The sequence below is a fragment of the Lentisphaera araneosa HTCC2155 genome (genome assembly GCF_000170755.1).
GTDB classification, from domain to species: Bacteria; Verrucomicrobiota; Lentisphaeria; order Lentisphaerales; family Lentisphaeraceae; genus Lentisphaera; species Lentisphaera araneosa.
The window spans coordinates 112,589-129,933 of the sequence record NZ_ABCK01000006.1; the positions used below are offsets into that span (position 1 = coordinate 112,589).

The window sequence follows — 17,345 nt, forward strand, 5'->3', positions numbered from 1 at the left end:
TTCTTTGTTTCAATTCATGTTATATGAATCGGCAAAATTGCTCACTTCTAACAAGTAATGCGAAAAAATATTGAATAAATATTCTAGTCAGAGCTGATGCTAAGCTTGTGCGTCATTCAGTAGCAGAAATCATTTTTTCGCCAGTTTGAGGCATTTTTAATGTTGGTTCACCTTCGATTAGACCTAGCTTAGCTAAGAATTTATCTGATTCAATAAGCAGGATATCTGACCATGGTTGATAAATCCAAAAGGCATGGCCCTCGTTTTTAGCGATCTTAAGTTCGACATTTTTTACACCCATTTGAGTGAGCTTTTTATGAGTTTGATTCCAGCCCTTTAACCAAGGGTCTTGATCGCCAAAGAGGATGAGTGAGGGTGGAAAATCCTTCTTTAAATGTTCTATAACATGTACTTCTGGATCTTCCTTGTCGAGCTCAGTGAAAGCGGGATTATAGCCGATGTAGGCCACGATAGAAGTGTCGATATTTTTCGAGTCTGTGGGATCATTTAGACCTTTTGTATTCAAGGCCGCCAAGAGGCTGATGTGACCGCCCGCCGAATCTCCACCTGCAATAATTCTGTTGGGATCAATTCCGAGTTTATCGGCATTCTTTTTCACCCAGCGAATCACGCTCTTGGCATCTGTTACGCCCATACGTTTATCGGAGGCGACCTTGCGTTTGACGGGAACGCGATAAGAAGCTGTGATGGCCACTAAACCACGCTTGGCAAAGTAATCACACAAGTAGCGGTGGGCACCCCTCGTCCCACCTACCCAACCACCGCCGTGGAAAAAGATGATAGCAGGGACTTTCTTTTTTGAAGCTTGGTGATTTTTCGGGTAAAAAACCTCTAATTGATTACGCACTTCGCCACGTGGTGTTACATAGCCCGGAGTTTCTTTGTAGGTATGCGTCTCGCCTTTATCAGGCCACTTGTAAAACTCTCTTTTTTTCTCTTCTGCAGGACTAAGGCAAGCCAGTAAAATAAAAGCGAGGATGGGGATAAGTTTTTTGATTTTGAACTCCTAAGTTTTAATAAGTAATAATGAGTAATAAGATTTGCCCTTTGCTATTTATAAAGTTGGAAACTCCGTAATACGGAGGTTCGTGCAGCCGTAGGGAATAAGGGTGAGTTCTTGCGGGATCGTGTTGGTGAGGCGCTCCTTTTCTACAGGGCTAATGGGAGTGTTGCCTGCCCAACCATGCTGCAGGTTCCATTTGATGGGTTTTCCCATAAGCGAGGCACTTACGGGAGCACCTTCAGGAGAAAAGGGGCAATCACCGATTGCATGTTCCGCAAAATCAATGGATTCATGCAGCCTTTCTTCATCGATATCTAAGGCGTATTGCCAAGGGCTCAAAGGCAGCACTTCGTAATCGCTGTGGGGAGCGTCGCGGTAGGGGAGGTCTTCGTTATATTTTTTCCATTCTTCCTCAATTTTCAGTGAGTAAACCAAGGGGCCACGCTCAATCGCTAGGGCATTTCGGTAGCGTCGAGAACTACGAGCTTGCATGGGCATGGTGAGTCGAACTTCTGTCTCTCCAGACCATTCGCGAAGCAGTGGGTAGTAAGTGCCTGCCTCGGGAAGGATGCTTTCATCATCTACTTGAATGGTGGCGCGTGTGGCCCATTGCGGAATGCGCAATTTGAGTGGGAAAGTCACGGCTTGATCACTAGTGATTTTAAAACGTACGCTATCGCGGAAGGGGTATTCGGTGATGACTTCGATTTTGACAAGTACTTGGTCGATTTCAAGACTAGTGCTACAGGGGGCATAAGCCACTGCGGCGACGCCATCATCAGCTGTTTTCATGAGTAGTGAAGCTGCAAACTTGGGCCAGCCCTGATGCATATTTGAGGTGCAGCAACCGAAATGAGGCTCGAGGCCAAAGGTGTTCGAGGCATCGCCATTCGTTGTCCACATGTGTTCTTTATTATCGGTAGCCTGTACTTGATTGACTTGCTGATCGTATTGGTGGGTCCACATATCGGGCCCAAAGGTGGCGGGCAGGGCGTTGAAGGCAATTTTTTCGAGACGATCCCCTATGGCAGGTGAAGCGAGAACGGTCTGGACTTGTTCCAAGGAAAACATGTACTCCACCACGGCGCAAAGCTCGGTGCCCTGAACAGGATTTTTACCGCTGAGGCATTCATCACCCGTGAAAACACCTGTGACCATACCGTGAAAACGATCGAGTACGGCAATCATTTCCGGAGCAAATTTCCGATCGGAGGCATCGCTAGAAACTCGCCACCAAAGTGCATTAGCTTTCACCGCCATGGCGTTGTTGACCACATGCTTTTCGAAGTTCCAATCACCGCGTCGGGCATTCGGTGTGCGGACTTCATCACTTTGATAAAATTCTTTCCAATCAAAGCCTTGTTTAAAGAACTTTCGTGCGAGTTCAATGAGCCAGCCTTCTTGAGTGATTTCGTAGACATAATAAATAGAAATGAGACTCTCGAACCAACGAAATCTACTCCAGTTAAAAAGTGGCGTTTCATCCATGTGACGATCCATCATCTGCAAGCAAGATTTGAGTGCCCCTAGCACTTTTTCTTCTTGGCTCACTTGGTGATATTGAGCAAGGACTTTGAGCGCTAAAATCAAGCCCCAGGGATCGTATTCATCAGTTGCTTCAATATTTTCCACATTGGCTTCTCGTGGGCCCAACCAACCATCGGCATGTTGATGTTCAATAATATAATCCATATAGCCTTTGATACGGCTGATGAGGGCTTCATCTTCAATTAGGTAGGCGAGGGGGATTGCTCCATCGAGCCAATACGGGGCGCGTTCCCAGCCTTCGGCCTCGCCACCAAACCAGGAGCTATCCTTAATATCGGGCCAAAATTGATCGAGGGCACCGCTTAAGCCATCGGCTTGAATTTGGAGTTGATTTTTGAGCCAGCCCTGAGGCTTGATTTGTCCCAATGCGAAGGGCGTGAAAGTGAGTTTTTGTAAAGTCATAGAGTTCCTTTTGTGGGTGGATCTAAATAAAATAATATGCGACGAGCCAGCCTCTTCGTAAATGGCCTGATACGACAAAAAATAGACCGTATGCGACATGGTGAAGGTTATTGACTAAAGAATGTCGAAGGTATGAAATAAATTAGCCCAATGGCGCAACCTTGGGGAAGAGAGGTGATTAGTGTTTTGAATGCCGTAGGTATGGCATAGGCCCTATGCCGTTCCTTCAGAACTCCTGAATCTTTGATCATATGTTATGCGCTAGTTCTCACGAACTAGGCTAAGTTATGGCGTGCTTTCAGCACTCAAAAAATTCAACTGAGCGCTAGATATTTCATCCAGTGACTTAAAGATAGCCAGAAACTTCCTTAATTACCCTAGTTTTGATGGCTCTAAGAAGATTTTTCTAAGTTCTTGTTTGCACTGGTTTATTTCAAAAATGTGTTATTTTACGGGCATTAAATTTTAAAGGAATCACATGAACCTCGAGCAATACATTTCCTGGCTGAATCATGCAGTGAGTCAAGCTGATCGTCCCTATTGGGTTGATTTGGCTTATCAATCATTTCAAAAAGGCTGGTATAGAGAAATCTTAGGTCGTCACGACGACGAAATTTATTTGATGCGTTTCTGGATTAATGAGCCGCAGCCCAATACCAAGGGCTCGCATTCATCACGCAATAGCCTTCTCCTGCATCATTTTCTCAAACCCGATGATGATAAACACTTGCACAATCACCCCTGGGCAGGGCGTTCGACAATCCTAAGTGGAGGTTATGTGGAAGAAACAAAAGACGGGCTCAAGACAGTGAAACCGTTTGATTCCAATATGATTACCGCGGATACTTATCATTGTGTGAAATCTATTGAGCCCGATACTTGGTCATTAGTTCATACGGGTGATAAAGAGGGTGAGTGGGGTTTCCTCGTCGATGGTAAACACATTCATTACATGGACTATCTCAACGACGCAATTGCCGCGAGGTCCTGAGTTCAGCGCTTTGCGCTGAAAGACCGCTACGCTGAAAGACCGCTACGCTTGCAGATCGTTCGCTTCGCGCACTGCAGATCGGCCTTCGGCCTGCAGAGTTATTGCGCCTTTCTTTTTCCTTCTAAAGCTTCTTTTTGGTGGCGCTTGATTTCTTCTTCTAAGCCTTCTTTACCAATGAGGTTCCTCTTGCCATCCTTGCGGTGGATCCAATAATCTTGGGCATCTACGGAATCAAAATATTGTTTCATGCTCTTCTTGAGATCACTAGCTAATTCAGGCATGCTTTCCATGAGGTCCTTAGCTTCTTCAATATCATTAGCGACATCAAATAACTCATATTTTCTGGTGTAGTAACTGTAATAAAGTTTATGATTTCCACGACGAATAGCGGCTGCGGGGTGAACCGGATCATGGGGTAAACCTTCCCATTTGAGGAAGCGCCATACAAAGTCTTCGGTACCGCGATTAATCTTGGCATTTTCATCGCCTTCTAAGTAGGCACGAAAGCTGCCGCCATCGAGTTCCAAATCTTGGCTGAGGGCTTCTGTACCGCCCACTAAATCATAAAAGGTTGGCAAGAAATCCCAGTTGATAATGGGCTGATTACAGTAAGTCCCCGCCTTGATTTTGGGACCTTGAATGACGAAGGGAACGCGGATGCCACCTTCATATAACCAACGCTTGCCTCCTTTTAATGGAGTGTTTTGACCAGAGGTGTTGGCATAAGAGAAGCCACCATTATCGGATGTAAAAATGATGTAGGTATTGTCTTTAATTCCCTGTTTTTCGACTTCGTCTAAAATCATGCCGACACCAATATCTAAATCCTCCACCATAGCGGCAAAATCAATAGTTCTTTGGTGCAATTTAGGATGTGTAGTGGCAAGTCGCTTTTTAGTTCTTTCCAGGGTTTTGGCACGGGATTGTAATGAGACGTGAACCGCATAATGAGAAATTTGTAGATAAAATGGTTTCTTGGCTTTTGCTTGTTGCGCAATAAAGTCACAGGCACGTTCCGAAATGGTGTAAATTTGTTTAGGATCTTCTGGGGGGAGCTTTTTCTTATCCTTACCTTTATGCGCTTCGTAATATTCTCCGCCACCATTGCCTGTATAACCATCATGCACGTCAAAACCAGCTACTTCAGGCTGAAGCTTGGGAACATGCCACTTACCTAGGTGAGCTGTCGCATATTCAGGGTGAACCAAACGGATCGCTTGAGGAATAGTAAACTTATGACTTCTATCTGGAACTAAGTTATCTCCCGCATTGGTGGTGTGAGCTAAGCGAGTGGGAGTTTGTCCAAACATCAAAGCCGCTCGACTTGGCGCACATTGCGGAGCGCCAGCATAGGCTTGTGAGAAGATCATTCCCTCCGCTGCCAGGCGTTCTAAATTTGGTGTGTGGTAAATGCCTTTGCGGCTATCTTTGCGATCGGGGTGCATGTGAACCGAGGTGTCGGCCCAGCCTTGATCATCTGAAAAGATCAAAATGATATTGGGTTTCGATGTCTCAGCTTTGAGTAAGAGGCCCGAGAAAAGGCCTAGGACTAATAGTGTGTAGAAAGAATTTTTGGTCATAATGACGAGCTCATAAAAGGTTAGACTATATAATATAAATCGTAGGATAAGTAGCGTTCTAACAGCGCAAGCTTGATTTCAGGACCAAAACTTTTTGACGAGAGCAATTCCGGCGTCGTAGACTTCTCTTTCGCTAGAGAATAAAGGTCGCCAAAGGTGCAGCGCAGCAACAATGCCAGGATCATTTTGAGTGAAAGCTTCAATAACAACCCAGCCCTCATAGCCAATTTCTTTAAGTGCGGAAGTATTTTCCTGCCAGTTGACTTGGCCCTGGCCTGGGATGCCGCGATTACTCTCGGAGTACTGCACATGCTTGATGTGCTTACCGGCCTGCTGAATGGCTTCTGATAGGCTGTATTCTTCCAGGTGAGCGTGATGTGTGTCGTAGTGAATCCCCAGATTATCGGCGCCAACGGCTTCTACCAATTCTACTGTTTGGGCAAGAGTATTTGTGAGGTGGGATTCAAAGCGATTGAGGTACTCAATAGTGAGCAGTACATCTTTGCCTTTTGCGTAGTCCGCAAGTTCGCGAAGGCCTTTGATGGCCCAATTCATTTCCTCGCTACTTGGTGCTTTTCCCGTCAGTACTCCGGGAGCTGAATGAAAGGGTCCACAAAGAGCTTCACTTCCCAAAATTGCCGAGCAATCCACGGCCCATTTAAGATGTTGCAAAGCTGCTTCTCGACATTTTTCATCCGGCGAAATAAGGTTCCTATCCTCTAGGCAAGCCGTAGAAGTCGTACATTCAAGGCCGAGATCATCCAAGGCTTCTTTTACTTTTTTATAATGCTCCAAATCACCCTCAAAAAGAGGGATTTCTACACCGTCATAGCCGGCGTTCTTTAAGTCATTGAAGATGGGAAAGTGCTTCTCTTCAACAAAGGGGGTCCAGAGCATCATATTGATGCCGACTTTATTTTTTTTATTCATGTTCGTCCTAAGATGATTTTATTAATAGCCTTATCTTTATGCCAAGCAGGAGCTTGGCATTCCCAGGTAAGTAGTCCACGCTTCAGTGTGAGGGAGAATGAAGTGTTCCGAGTTAGGTATGTAGTCCACGCTTTAGCGTGCGGGAGAATAAGCAAACTAAAGTTTGAACTACGAGCCGGTTTTATTTTTTCTCTTTGATTTTTAGGGTTTGGATGTAGGCGGCGACGTCTTTCATGGCTTGCTCATCCTTGAGAAGCTTGGCCGAGGCCTGCATCATTTTTCCCGTTTTATCACCGCTACCATTACCGCGAATTCCCTCTTTGAAATTGTGGAGTTGCTTAACGATGTAGTAATCTGGAAGTCCAGTGAGAGCCGGTACTTTCAATTCTTTGAGACCGCTACCGTCGGGTTGGTGGCAGGCAAAACAGTTATTGTAAAGAACCTTGCCTTTTACAGGGTCGCCGGCGAGTGTTGGCTTTGGCTGTTTAATTGTCTGCGTGCGAATATAAGCCGAGAGGTCAGCCATTTGCTGAGTCGAGAAGTCTTGCATAAGGACTTTCATGGCATAGCCGTCGGCATCGTTAACATCACCCCCGCGAATACCCTGCTTAAACTTCTGCATTTGACTCTGGAGGTACCAATCGGAGAGCTGAGATAAGCCAGGAGCACGCTCACTTGCGTGACCCGCAAAATCTTCGCCATGGCAGACGATACAGGCGGCGGCTAATGTTTTGCCATTGGCCGCATCACCTTCGACAATGACGGGTTCAAAGCCAGTCAAGCTATTGGCGAGTTCATTGAGGCCGATATCGATGTTGTTATTTGATGAGAAGATGGCAAGGGGCATTTTGCTGGCGGGTGCAGCGTCGTCGGCTAGGGCCTTGAGGCGTGTTATTTGCTCAGCACTAAAGTTCATATCATTGACATTCTCGAGCCCTTTGATAAAGAGCTCGGTTCTTTTCTCATTTTTAGTATTGATCAATTCCACAAGTTTGATGAGCTCATCAGGGCTCTTTTCAAAAGCCTGAGCCGCGAGTAAACTTTCAATCGCGGTAACTTTTTTGACGATCTTTTCAGAAGAAAGCTGAATGAGCTCAGGCTCGGTGTACCAAACGGTGCCCGTAGCTTCTGTCCAACCGCCAAATAGGCCGAAGAGCAGTGCGCCGCTTGTGGCTTTAACTCGGAAGTTGACTTGGATTTTAGTCCATTCGTCTTTTGTACCCTGCAACATTTCACTGGTGGCTTCCACCACATCACGTCCTGCCGCACGTAAATAGACGCCGCGTTCTGCCGATTTGAAGTCTTTCATTTTGACCCACATTGAATAGAGGTATTGACCAGGCTCGAGTCTTTGGACTTGAAGAACTTCAGCACCGCCGCCATTAGTGGATTCAACGCGCACGGAGTGTTTGCCCTTGCGGACAACTGATGAATCCATACTCATTTTAACTTCAGCTTTATTTCTGTGAGCCTTTAAAATCCATCTGACAGGTTTTCCATTTTTCATTTCTTCAAAAGAGGGGTTCTGCATGAGGTTTTTGATCTTTGTTTCTTGCTTCTCAACGATTCCTTCTTTAGCACGGTCTCGCTCGGGTAAGTCGGTAATAAATTGATCCACTAATGAACCTCCATGGCGAACGAAGGCTAAATTAAAGGCTGGCTGTAAAGCTTGTTTACCATTGACCTTAGCTTTTATTGTTTTGTAGAGAATGAGGCCCGTTTCAGAAGAGGACGGCATGATGCTAAGACTTAGGAGAATATGGCGCAGGGTATTCGCGTCTCTTTCATTGAGCATTGCCGTGAGCAGCTGGGTGTTTTCAGCTGTAGGAGGCAAAACGCGAACAGCATTTTTACGAACGGCAGCTGAACGGTGTTTTAAGGCTTCTTGAGCGACTTTGAGGGCTTCAGGATTTGAACCATCTAATTGACCGAGGCCGTGAAGTGACCATAGAGCATGAATGACAGCGGGATTGGAGTCGAGATCGACGATTTCTTTGGATTTGGCCATTTCGATGAGCAGGGGAATGGCATCCATACGCTTTTGCTGAACAATCTTTTGCTGAGCCATCATGCGCCAAAAGAGGTTGTTGTTATTAAAAGTATCCACTAATTTTGCCGTGTTGGCTTTACTTAAATCGAGAACTTTGTTGGCCTTACCGTCTTTGTGTGTGATGCGGTAGATACGGCCGTGAGATTTATCACGCAGGGGATTTTGCATCTGTCCTCCATGAAGCATGATGAGGTTGTGCCAATCCAGCATGTAGAGCTGACCGTCGGGACCAGTAATGCCTTTGATCGGTGCTGTGTATTCATCGAAACTAGCGACCAGGCTTTCTCCATTGCGAGCGCGGTAGCTTCCCTCGTTATCGGGTTCGAGGAAGTATTGCCCGAGCAGTTTTCCTGTAGGACCACCGATGAAAGCGCCTTTATTCCAGTATTTCTCTGGGAAAGAGCGTGCGGTATAAATGTCGAAGTTGGAACCGGCGGTATAGCCACCAAATTGATCACCCTGACGAGTGATCGTGAGGGGGTAATAAGTCCAGTGATCAAAAATAGGGAGTGAAGATATTTTCTTGAGTCCCACGGCATCAAAATAGGGGTAGGGAGCGTGAATGTGTTTTGCTGGACCCTTGTTTGCGGTAGATGCAAAAATTTCAAAATCTTCGGTGAATCCCAAGCCCCAGCTATTATCACCTAGATTACTAATGGGAGTGAAATTACTCCCGTCCACATCCATACGCCAAATGCCAGCTGAGAAACGATTGCCGCCATTCTCATCGACGTGACCGCCGCCGCCAAGACACCCATAGATGTAGTTGTCGAAGCTATAAGTTAGATTGCTTGGACCACCGTGGAGATCACCCAAGCCCCAGCCTGTGTTGATCTGTTTGATCACATCGGCTTTATCATCACCCGTGGTGTCTTTGAGGAAATACATGTGGGGTGCTTGAGCGAGGATAATGCCGCCATTAACCCAGCAGATGCCGGTGTGAAGTTTAAAGCCTTCGGCAAAAATGGTGAATTTATCCAAAATGCCGTCGCCGTTTGTATCTTCACAAATTTTGATGCGATCACGGCCCTTGCCTTGAGGAATGGTGGGGTACTCCACTGTTTCGGCTACAAACATGCGTCCACGGTCATCCCAAGTGATATCGATGGGGTTGACGATGTTAGGCTCGTGAGCAATAAGCTGGGCCTCAAAGCCATCTTCCAAAACGAGGCATTTGGCCGATTCTTGGGGGCTGATTTGATTTTGAATCATTTGGGGATCTTGGCGACCCTCGAAATTGTGTAAACTCTTCTTTACATCATCGCGGTAAGTCATCAATGGGATGTCTTTGTTGATGAGAGGAGTCTTTTGTGAGGCCCATACAGTGGCAGCGGTGATCATTTTCTGAAAGTGACGATTTTCCCAAACGCGGCCATCGTGACCGTGAGCGGTATAGAAAACTCGACCCTTGCCTTGATTTCGAACCCAAGTCCAAGGTTCTTTGCGTCCCTTGTCATCTCGAGTTTGCAGGTCAGTACGGTCGTCATTCAAGTTTTTGTGGACGTAAGTTTCGTCCCAGGTGAAAAACTCTGGAATACCCCCAAGCGCGGGGTGATTTTCCTGACCCTTGACGTGATTAGCTGCAAACCAGCCTTTGCCATGGCCCTTGAATTCACCCCCAATGAGCGAGACAAAACGCTTGTCGCCTTCAAAGGCTCCGCAAGTATTGTGGACACCCACAAAACCGCCACCCTTTTCAACGAAGTCGATGAGCGCATCGATACGCTCGGGTTTGTCATTGGCAGCACTCAAATAAAGGATGACCACATCATATTTTGAGAGCGTCTCTGGATTGAGAGCATCTTTGTCAGAGGTGTAGGTCAATTCAACTCTATACCTTAAAAAATGAGGAAGCAGTTTATGGTGATTGATCCTGCCGTTATGACCGCTGTCGGTTGTAGGGCCACCGCCACTAATGAAAAGTGCCTTGATGCTTTCGGCACTGGCGCTCTGTAAGAAGAGCAGGCAGCTGATGAAAAGTATAAATCGCATAAAGTTTCCTTGTTTTTTAAAGTATGTTAATAAATGCTAAGACTTGGAATAGCCTATTGAAATTTTTTAGTGAGTTTATTTAGAAAAAGTCCATTCAGGAAGCATGATCTTTTTGCCTCCATTCATAGCGGATTCGTGGGAGAGAATTCCCGAACAAGTGATATTGGCTCCTTGGCGCGCATTGGGGTAGGGCTCACGTTCGTTGATGATCGCATCCAGAAGTTCGTGCACGAGATGCGGGTGAGAACCACCGTGACCGCCGCCTTGGGCAAAGGAGAGGTGAGTATTATCATCGTCGTATACGCCTTTAGTAGTGAATTTCGCAATGGAACCGGGTAGGCGGTGAGCGTAATCGGGAACTTCTACGCGCTCAGGGCTTTCTCCCGTGTGCATGATGTGACCATCATCTTCGATAAGGCTCCATTCGAATGATTTTTTCGAGCAGTGAACATCAAAACTCTCGCGGTATTGACGAGCCACATCAAAGAGTGAACGTGTGACTTCTGCATAGAGATCAGAATTTCTGAACTTAATATGAGCCGATTCAATACAGAAAGGTGAGCCATATTGAGCGTGCATCGCTTCATCGATCGTACCCGAGCCAATGCATTGAACCGATTCCGCTTCGTTGCCGCCGATGGCGAGTGTCGGAGAAATAGCGTGAGTCGCATTATACATGGGAGGAAGTCCTTCCCAGTAACCCGGCCAGCCAGCCATATCCTGCTGATGCGATGAGCGCAAAAATTGTAATTTGCCCATTTCACCTTTGTCGTAGAGTTCTTTGACGTAGAGGTATTCGCGACTATAGACCACGGTCTCCATCATCATGTAAGTTTTACCCGATTTTTCCTGAGCTTCCACAATGCGTTTGCAGTCTTCTACAGACATGGCCATGGGGATGGTGCAGGCGGCGTGCTTGCCCGCTTCCAATGCTGCGACGGTTTGATCGGCATGCATAAAGGGAGGCGTGTTGATGTGAACGATGTCGATCTCGGGATCTTTCAAAAGTTCTTCGTAATCGGTGTAACGTTTTTCGACCTTATAAGTATCGCCGATTTGATTGAGGCTCTCTTCATTGCGCTGGCAGATAGCGTACATATTGGCATTTTCATGAGCCTGATAGATAGGGATAAATTCTGCACCAAAGCTGAGGCCGACAATAGCAATATTTAATTTTTTTGCTGACATAGAGAATTCCTTGTTTTATATATGATAATGTTTTTATATAATAAAAATTGGTTGATTTGACCCAAAAATAGTAAAAAGACGTCGTCTGTTTTTTCGCTGTGTTGAGTGGGTAACGCAACAATGTCTTTAATTATATTTTTGTTGATTTGGTCTATTATAAAGTTCATATCTACATATAACTTGTAGGAAAAGTGTCTAATTTTAGGAGAATAGCGTTTTTGTTTTTTGGGTTATTTGTATTTCATCATGTGTAATGTACTTATTCATCTCTTATCAAATATTGGTGAATAAAGTTTTATGGAAGTTTTTGAATCATTAAATGACTGTGTGATTAGCGAAGATTTTTTTCGTGTGTTCGATGATATCAAGGGTGTGCTTTTCTTTGTTAAAAATCGTCAATGTGAACTGATTTGGGCAAACCCTCGATTGGCAGAGCACTGCGGTTTCTCGAATGTGGAAGATTTGGTACATGCCCAAGATGATTTTAAGATTCATTCTGTAGAAATGGCTCAACAGTACCGTGAAGATGACCTCCAAGTGATGGAGTCGGGTACGAGCAAAGAGGGCATCGTCGAATTGTTTCCCAACTACCTCGGAGACCTCAGTTGGTTTGTAACGAAAAAGATTCCTTTGTTCAACAAAGAATGTGAAGTTCTAGGTTTATACGGCATCATGCAGACTTATGAAAATTCCGGAAAACTGGGGCGACCGCTTGGTGAGATTTCCAAAGCCTTAGAGTATATCAAAGCCCACTATACCGAAAAGATTTCCAATAAAACTTTGGCTCGAGAAACGGGCATGTCGGTGCGCCCCTTTGAAAAGCGCTTCAAGGAAGTCTTTAACAGTACGCCGCATCAGTACATTATTAAACTGCGAATCCTCAAGGCCTGTGACCTGCTCTTATCCAAGAATAAAAGCATCATTGACGTCGCCACCGAAATGGGTTTCTACGATCAGAGTGCCTTTAACTTACACTTCAAAAAACAAGTCGGCATGACCCCACTCAAATACATCAAAAAGCATAGTTCGTAACTTGATTTGGTAAGTAGTCCACGCTTCAGCGGCTGTGTGAAAAATACTTTTTTAGGTGTAGAGCACCGATAGAAAATAGCGTGTGGTGTAGCCACACGTAGATGATAATAAAATGAATGGAGGGCTCGCGGATGTGAGTCCGGCATAGTGTATCGAACCCAAGTTTGGGCCCTAGCTTAATTCCGAACCCATTTTCATGCCCCTGACGGAGCATGCTACAATTTGTCGGGCTTCCAGCCCTAACGTGAGCTGTATTTTTGTTTTTCACACAGCCTCTTCAGCGTGCGTGAGAAAAGTTAGAGATATCAATGGTGAATTATATGCCTTACCACTACTTAAATTACAAAAGCTAAAGGTTCCTTGTTATAAAGTTCGATTTTCTTCGATTCAACTAGTATAACGTTGATTAATTTTAGGATGAAATATGAAAATAAAAACTTTTATAATGACTTTGTTTCTTGTGTCTTTAAGTGCGGTTATCAATGCCTCAGATGAGGATCAATTCAAGGCTTATGGCAAGGCAATAACGGTGATGAATATTGAGAAGCTGGCGTTGAGCCCAAAAGAAAAAGAGGCTTTTTTAGAAGGGGTAAAAGCCGCTTTAAAGGAGACGAAGCTCAACGAAAAGGATCAAGAAGGACTCGCGAAGCTCGGACAATTTTTAGATCAACGTGCTAGCAAAACTATGGCTAAAACAAAATCCTGTGATTCGCCACAAGGCAATTGCAAAACCTGCCCATAAATGGACTAATAAAGCTTTCAAAAAGATCTCGACTAAATCCTAGTCTGTAAAATTGCTAAAGCGCAATTAACTTTTTGATTTATCACGGATAAGTTTCCCAGAAAAGATAAAAAATACTAATTCCATTTCTCTTCAACTGGAATTATGGGTCCCAAGGTCCAGTGCTTGGATCTGGGTAAAAATGGTCACCTAAGTTTTGAGGATGGGGCCAGTTTTGAAAACCCTAGTAATATTGAAGTACGAGGGTCAACACAAGTTGATTTTACGCTTTGTGAAACAGGCTTTTCCACACTCGATTTTTGGAGTTTATATGATGAGAATGTCGTGAATGGAGCGATTTATATTTCAATATATATGTTTCCAACTACGACCATAGCGCATGGTATCGAGACTGTGAGGGTAGATTTTATTTCTCATTCGTCTACCTTTAATGATGAGTTTAATCCGACAATTAATTTCATAAAAAGAGCCCACTTATACGATCTTGAACTGACTTTTGTTAAGGACACATCAAAGCTGATTTTGACATTTACGCCTTGAAAGAAAGCATCACAATTTCCCTATTAGTATAAAAAATTAGAAATTATCTCACCTAGTTTTTTTTGATATCATCAAATAAGTTTCATAATTCATATTAAATGGCTCACAAATAATAATTATTAAACTCCTTATGTTCACTTAGTTTTGTATAAATAACAATAAAGTGAGTCATTATAATGAAAATATTTAATCAGCTATTTTGCCTTTTTTTCATATTTATGTCATTTCAACTAAAGGCAGATCAGAAACCAAAAGTAAGTATTCAGTTATCTGGAGAAAAGAACCAGATTATAATTAATCAGCCCAAAACTCAATCTAAACTGCGTTTTTCCAAGATGGATTGGATGAAAGAAAAGAAGAAGTTTACTTTAGCGGTAAATGGTACAGACGCTCTAAACTCGCAATGGAAAGAGTATACTTTTACTTTTATGCCAAGTAAAGAGGGCAAGGTTCAATTAACTCTCCTAGGGACTTTCCATAAACCAGCCGGAGCTCAAAAACCACTTTCAATATTAGTATGTTACGACTCCTTTAACGTTACAGGCGCTCAATTAAAAAATACCAGTTTTGAAAGTTTAAATCCAAAGGGCGTACCATTCTGGTGGTGGGGTGCAAGCACCGACCAAATCCTTTCTAACGAAGCCAAAGATGGACAAAAGTTTATAGCAGTAAGTCAAAATAAACGTGTTTCACAAAATTTAATTGTTAAAGCTAATCAGCTGGTTACAATTAAGTTTTCGGCTCGCTCATATCCTCAATCTATATAATACTTCAAACAGAAGATAAGCTATAAAAACCCTATTAGCCTATTCCTTATAATTTAGATATCATTGTGCTTTTGGAGTTTCAAACTCAGGATTCATCCATGAGCGCGGTTCACTCTTAGACAAGCACCTTACTACAGTGATTGCACGAGGCGTAACGCAAATTAATTCCTTGAACTGACTTTCTCCAAACACTAAATAAATGAATTCAAAGAGAAATATATGAATGTAAAAATAAATAAGATCGTTCGTGCGCTAATAGCTTTTCTTGCTGTAAATAGCATAAATGCTCAAACAAAAAAGAATATCCTCTTTATTGCTGTAGATGACCTCAAGCCAATTTTAGCCTGTTACGGTGACTCCACTGTTCTTACTCCAAACATCGATCGCCTTGCAGCTCAAGGCACCGTATTTATGAATAATCACAGTCAATTTGCCGTTTGCGGGCCATCGCGAGCAAGTTTAATGACAGGCCTTATGCCAGAGGAAACAGGTGTTACCTCTTTTATTAAAATGCGTTCAAATAAAAATGCCCAACTCAAGGATCTAATTACCCTACCGCAACACTTTAAAAATAACGGTTACGAAACTGCTGCTACCGGAAAGCTAAACGACAATCGCTGTGTCGGTTCAGTTAATGCAGATGGCACAGTAAATGACGATGGCAACGATGTTGACGACCCAGCTTCATGGTCAATTCCCTATGTCAAAGCAGGCCCTGGACACCAAGGCCCCACGGCAATTAAGCAGGGGACAAGCAATACGGTCATGAAAAAAGCCACCGAGAGTATAGATGATGTCGACTCAGCCTTTCCAGATGGCAAAGTGCTCGAAGAAGCGCTTGTTTTACTCAACGATTTAGCCACAAATGACAAATCATTTTTTCTCGGAGTTGGCTTCAAAAAACCTCACCTACCTTTTGTGGCTCCAAAAAAATACTGGGACTTATATAATCGCGATGATTTTTCTCCAGCTAATCACCAAGGTGCAATTCTAAACGATAGTGGCTACGTCATGAATAGTGTTGAAGAACTCAGAAATAAATATTACTTTCAAACTGATGCAAGTGGCCTCGCAATTCCCCTCACTTCAGAAACCTTTTCTCATGAAGAGCAAAAAGAACTAATCCATGGCTACTATGCATGCGTTTCTCATGTCGATGCATTGATTGGTGTACTTCTTGATGAACTTGAGAATCTAAAATTAAGTGACAATACAATTATTGTTTTATGGGGCGATCATGGTTTCCATTTGGGCGATCATAATCGTTGGGGTAAACATACAGTTTTAGAACAATCTACTCGCTCACCATTAATCATTTCTGCACCAGCTTATCCAGGTGGTCAAACAACTCAATCGCCAACTACATTTTTAGATTTATATCCAACTTTATGTGCCATGAATGGTTTGGCTCAACCTCAACAACCACTCAACTCGACACAAGTTACTGGACGCCCTCTTAGAGGCAAAAGCCTCATCCCAATATTAAACGATCCAACGGCCCTAGTCCAAATCGGTGCCGTCAGTACGATTTATCCAAAAAATGGAGCTATCGGATATGCATATAGAACCGAAGATTACCGCTACATTGAGTGGATTAAAGATGGTGAAGTAGTTGCCCAAGATCTCTATGATTACCTGCATGACCCAGATGAAACTCAGAATATTGCCCAAGATAACTCCTATGAACTCGCTCAAACCATGCATATTCTTTCAGAAATCATGAGAAGTGAATCAGAGTGCAATGGCTGCGAAGTACTCAAAGCCTCAAATCCTATACCAGCACCACAACAAAACGATGCCCCAGTATGGACTAAATCGACTATAAATCGTACCGCTGATGCCAACACAGATTTTACTGTTTTCTTAAATTGGGCTGCTTCTGACCCAAACCAAGATGCCTTGCTGTATAGCATCGTATCTGGCCCTTCATGGTTGACAATGGCGAATTCAAGTTTAGGTAAATTAAACGGCACCCCAAGTATAGAGCATATTGGCGATAACACTTTTGTCATTGCCGTTTCAGACTCATATAACGCACCCGTAAATGTTTCCTTAATCATAACTGTAGATGGAATAAATCTTCCTCCACAATGGACCAAACAATCATACACTAAAATAGCCACTCAAAACACCCAGTTCTCAAGCTTTATGAACTGGGCCGCATCGGATAGCGATAGCAATACTTTGAGCTATTCTATTGTGTCTGGCCCCTCATGGTTGAGTTTGGTAAATAACTCAAATTGCAAACTAACTGGCACACCAAGCTCTGATAACCTAGGGGACAATAAATTTGTCATTGCAGTAAGCGACGGATTTAATCCAGCTCAAGAAATGAACTTAAATATTAAAGTAAACGATTAAGCCATCACTCATAAGCATGCTTAAAAGTGTAAAAGTAAGGTCATAAATCAGTATATTTAGTCCCTTCTAGAGTCATATTTTCACTTTTATGATAACATCCCTCTGGGTCTAAAATCGCTATGCTTGAAGTTATCTTATTTATATAAAAATCCACGATTATAAACTTATCCATGACGCTATTTATTTTTCATCAAAAAT

Annotated in this window: 12 protein-coding genes; 6 read left to right on the top strand and 6 right to left on the bottom strand. The window is 43.6% G+C overall.

Annotated elements, in window-relative coordinates:
* Positions 1-112 precede the first annotated feature (112 nt).
* Together LNTAR_RS25360 and LNTAR_RS07555 are read right to left on the bottom strand one after the other, a co-directional pair.
* Entirely contained in the window at positions 113-868 is a 756-nt protein-coding gene (locus LNTAR_RS25360) for an alpha/beta hydrolase (RefSeq protein ID WP_007278077.1), read from the bottom strand.
* Between the two features lie 207 nt (positions 869-1,075).
* Positions 1,076-2,974: a beta-L-arabinofuranosidase domain-containing protein gene (locus LNTAR_RS07555; RefSeq protein WP_007278078.1), complete on the bottom strand. Its 1,899-nt coding sequence runs from the start codon at positions 2,972-2,974 to the stop codon at positions 1,076-1,078.
* A 478-nt stretch (positions 2,975-3,452) separates the two neighbouring features.
* Here LNTAR_RS07555 and LNTAR_RS07560 point away from each other — a divergent pair, with 478 nt between their 5' ends.
* Entirely contained in the window at positions 3,453-3,965 is a 513-nt protein-coding gene (locus tag LNTAR_RS07560) for a hypothetical protein (RefSeq protein ID WP_007278079.1), read from the top strand.
* Between the two features lie 98 nt (positions 3,966-4,063).
* Here the strand turns inward: LNTAR_RS07560 and LNTAR_RS07565 are convergent, their stop codons facing one another.
* From LNTAR_RS07565 to LNTAR_RS07580, 4 genes are all read right to left on the bottom strand, one after another.
* Positions 4,064-5,545 (bottom strand): sulfatase, encoded by a 1,482-nt coding sequence (locus tag LNTAR_RS07565; protein WP_007278080.1) that lies wholly within the window; start codon positions 5,543-5,545, stop codon positions 4,064-4,066.
* Between the two features lie 78 nt (positions 5,546-5,623).
* Positions 5,624-6,475 (bottom strand): sugar phosphate isomerase/epimerase family protein, encoded by an 852-nt coding sequence (locus LNTAR_RS07570; RefSeq protein ID WP_007278081.1) that lies wholly within the window; start codon positions 6,473-6,475, stop codon positions 5,624-5,626.
* Positions 6,476-6,656: 181 nt separating this feature from the next.
* Positions 6,657-10,517: a PVC-type heme-binding CxxCH protein gene (locus LNTAR_RS25365; RefSeq protein ID WP_007278082.1), complete on the bottom strand. Its 3,861-nt coding sequence runs from the start codon at positions 10,515-10,517 to the stop codon at positions 6,657-6,659.
* A 75-nt stretch (positions 10,518-10,592) separates the two neighbouring features.
* A complete protein-coding gene (locus LNTAR_RS07580; RefSeq protein WP_007278083.1) occupies positions 10,593-11,705 on the bottom strand; it encodes a Gfo/Idh/MocA family protein in 1,113 nt (370 codons plus the stop codon).
* Positions 11,706-12,002: 297 nt separating this feature from the next.
* On the opposite strand from LNTAR_RS07580, the gene LNTAR_RS07585 reads away from it, so the two are divergent.
* The 5 genes from LNTAR_RS07585 (at position 12,003) to LNTAR_RS07605 (ending at position 17,147) form a co-directional block, all read left to right on the top strand.
* Positions 12,003-12,737: a helix-turn-helix domain-containing protein gene (locus LNTAR_RS07585; protein WP_007278084.1), complete on the top strand. Its 735-nt coding sequence runs from the start codon at positions 12,003-12,005 to the stop codon at positions 12,735-12,737.
* Positions 12,738-13,161: 424 nt separating this feature from the next.
* Entirely contained in the window at positions 13,162-13,479 is a 318-nt protein-coding gene (locus LNTAR_RS07590) for a hypothetical protein (RefSeq protein ID WP_007278085.1), read from the top strand.
* 165 nt (positions 13,480-13,644) lie between these two features.
* On the top strand, positions 13,645-14,019 hold the full coding sequence (locus tag LNTAR_RS07595; RefSeq protein WP_157473370.1) for a hypothetical protein: 375 nt from the start codon (positions 13,645-13,647) through the stop codon (positions 14,017-14,019).
* Positions 14,020-14,195: 176 nt separating this feature from the next.
* Positions 14,196-14,786 (top strand): hypothetical protein, encoded by a 591-nt coding sequence (locus LNTAR_RS07600; RefSeq protein ID WP_007278087.1) that lies wholly within the window; start codon positions 14,196-14,198, stop codon positions 14,784-14,786.
* A gap of 219 nt (positions 14,787-15,005) precedes the next feature.
* A complete protein-coding gene (locus LNTAR_RS07605) occupies positions 15,006-17,147 on the top strand; it encodes a sulfatase-like hydrolase/transferase (RefSeq protein WP_007278088.1) in 2,142 nt (713 codons plus the stop codon).
* Positions 17,148-17,345: the final 198 nt, after the last annotated feature.

Coding starts and splice junctions, on each gene's coding strand:
- LNTAR_RS07580 (WP_007278083.1), bottom strand. CDS start 11,705: ATGTCAGCAAAAAAATTAAATATTGCTATTGTCGGCCTCAGCTTTGGT.
- LNTAR_RS07590 (WP_007278085.1), top strand. CDS start 13,162: ATGAAAATAAAAACTTTTATAATGACTTTGTTTCTTGTGTCTTTAAGT.
- LNTAR_RS07600 (WP_007278087.1), top strand. CDS start 14,196: ATGAAAATATTTAATCAGCTATTTTGCCTTTTTTTCATATTTATGTCA.
- LNTAR_RS07560 (WP_007278079.1), top strand. CDS start 3,453: ATGAACCTCGAGCAATACATTTCCTGGCTGAATCATGCAGTGAGTCAA.
- LNTAR_RS07565 (WP_007278080.1), bottom strand. CDS start 5,545: ATGACCAAAAATTCTTTCTACACACTATTAGTCCTAGGCCTTTTCTCG.
- LNTAR_RS25365 (WP_007278082.1), bottom strand. CDS start 10,517: ATGCGATTTATACTTTTCATCAGCTGCCTGCTCTTCTTACAGAGCGCC.
- LNTAR_RS07585 (WP_007278084.1), top strand. CDS start 12,003: ATGGAAGTTTTTGAATCATTAAATGACTGTGTGATTAGCGAAGATTTT.
- LNTAR_RS07570 (WP_007278081.1), bottom strand. CDS start 6,475: ATGAATAAAAAAAATAAAGTCGGCATCAATATGATGCTCTGGACCCCC.
- LNTAR_RS07555 (WP_007278078.1), bottom strand. CDS start 2,974: ATGACTTTACAAAAACTCACTTTCACGCCCTTCGCATTGGGACAAATC.
- LNTAR_RS07605 (WP_007278088.1), top strand. CDS start 15,006: ATGAATGTAAAAATAAATAAGATCGTTCGTGCGCTAATAGCTTTTCTT.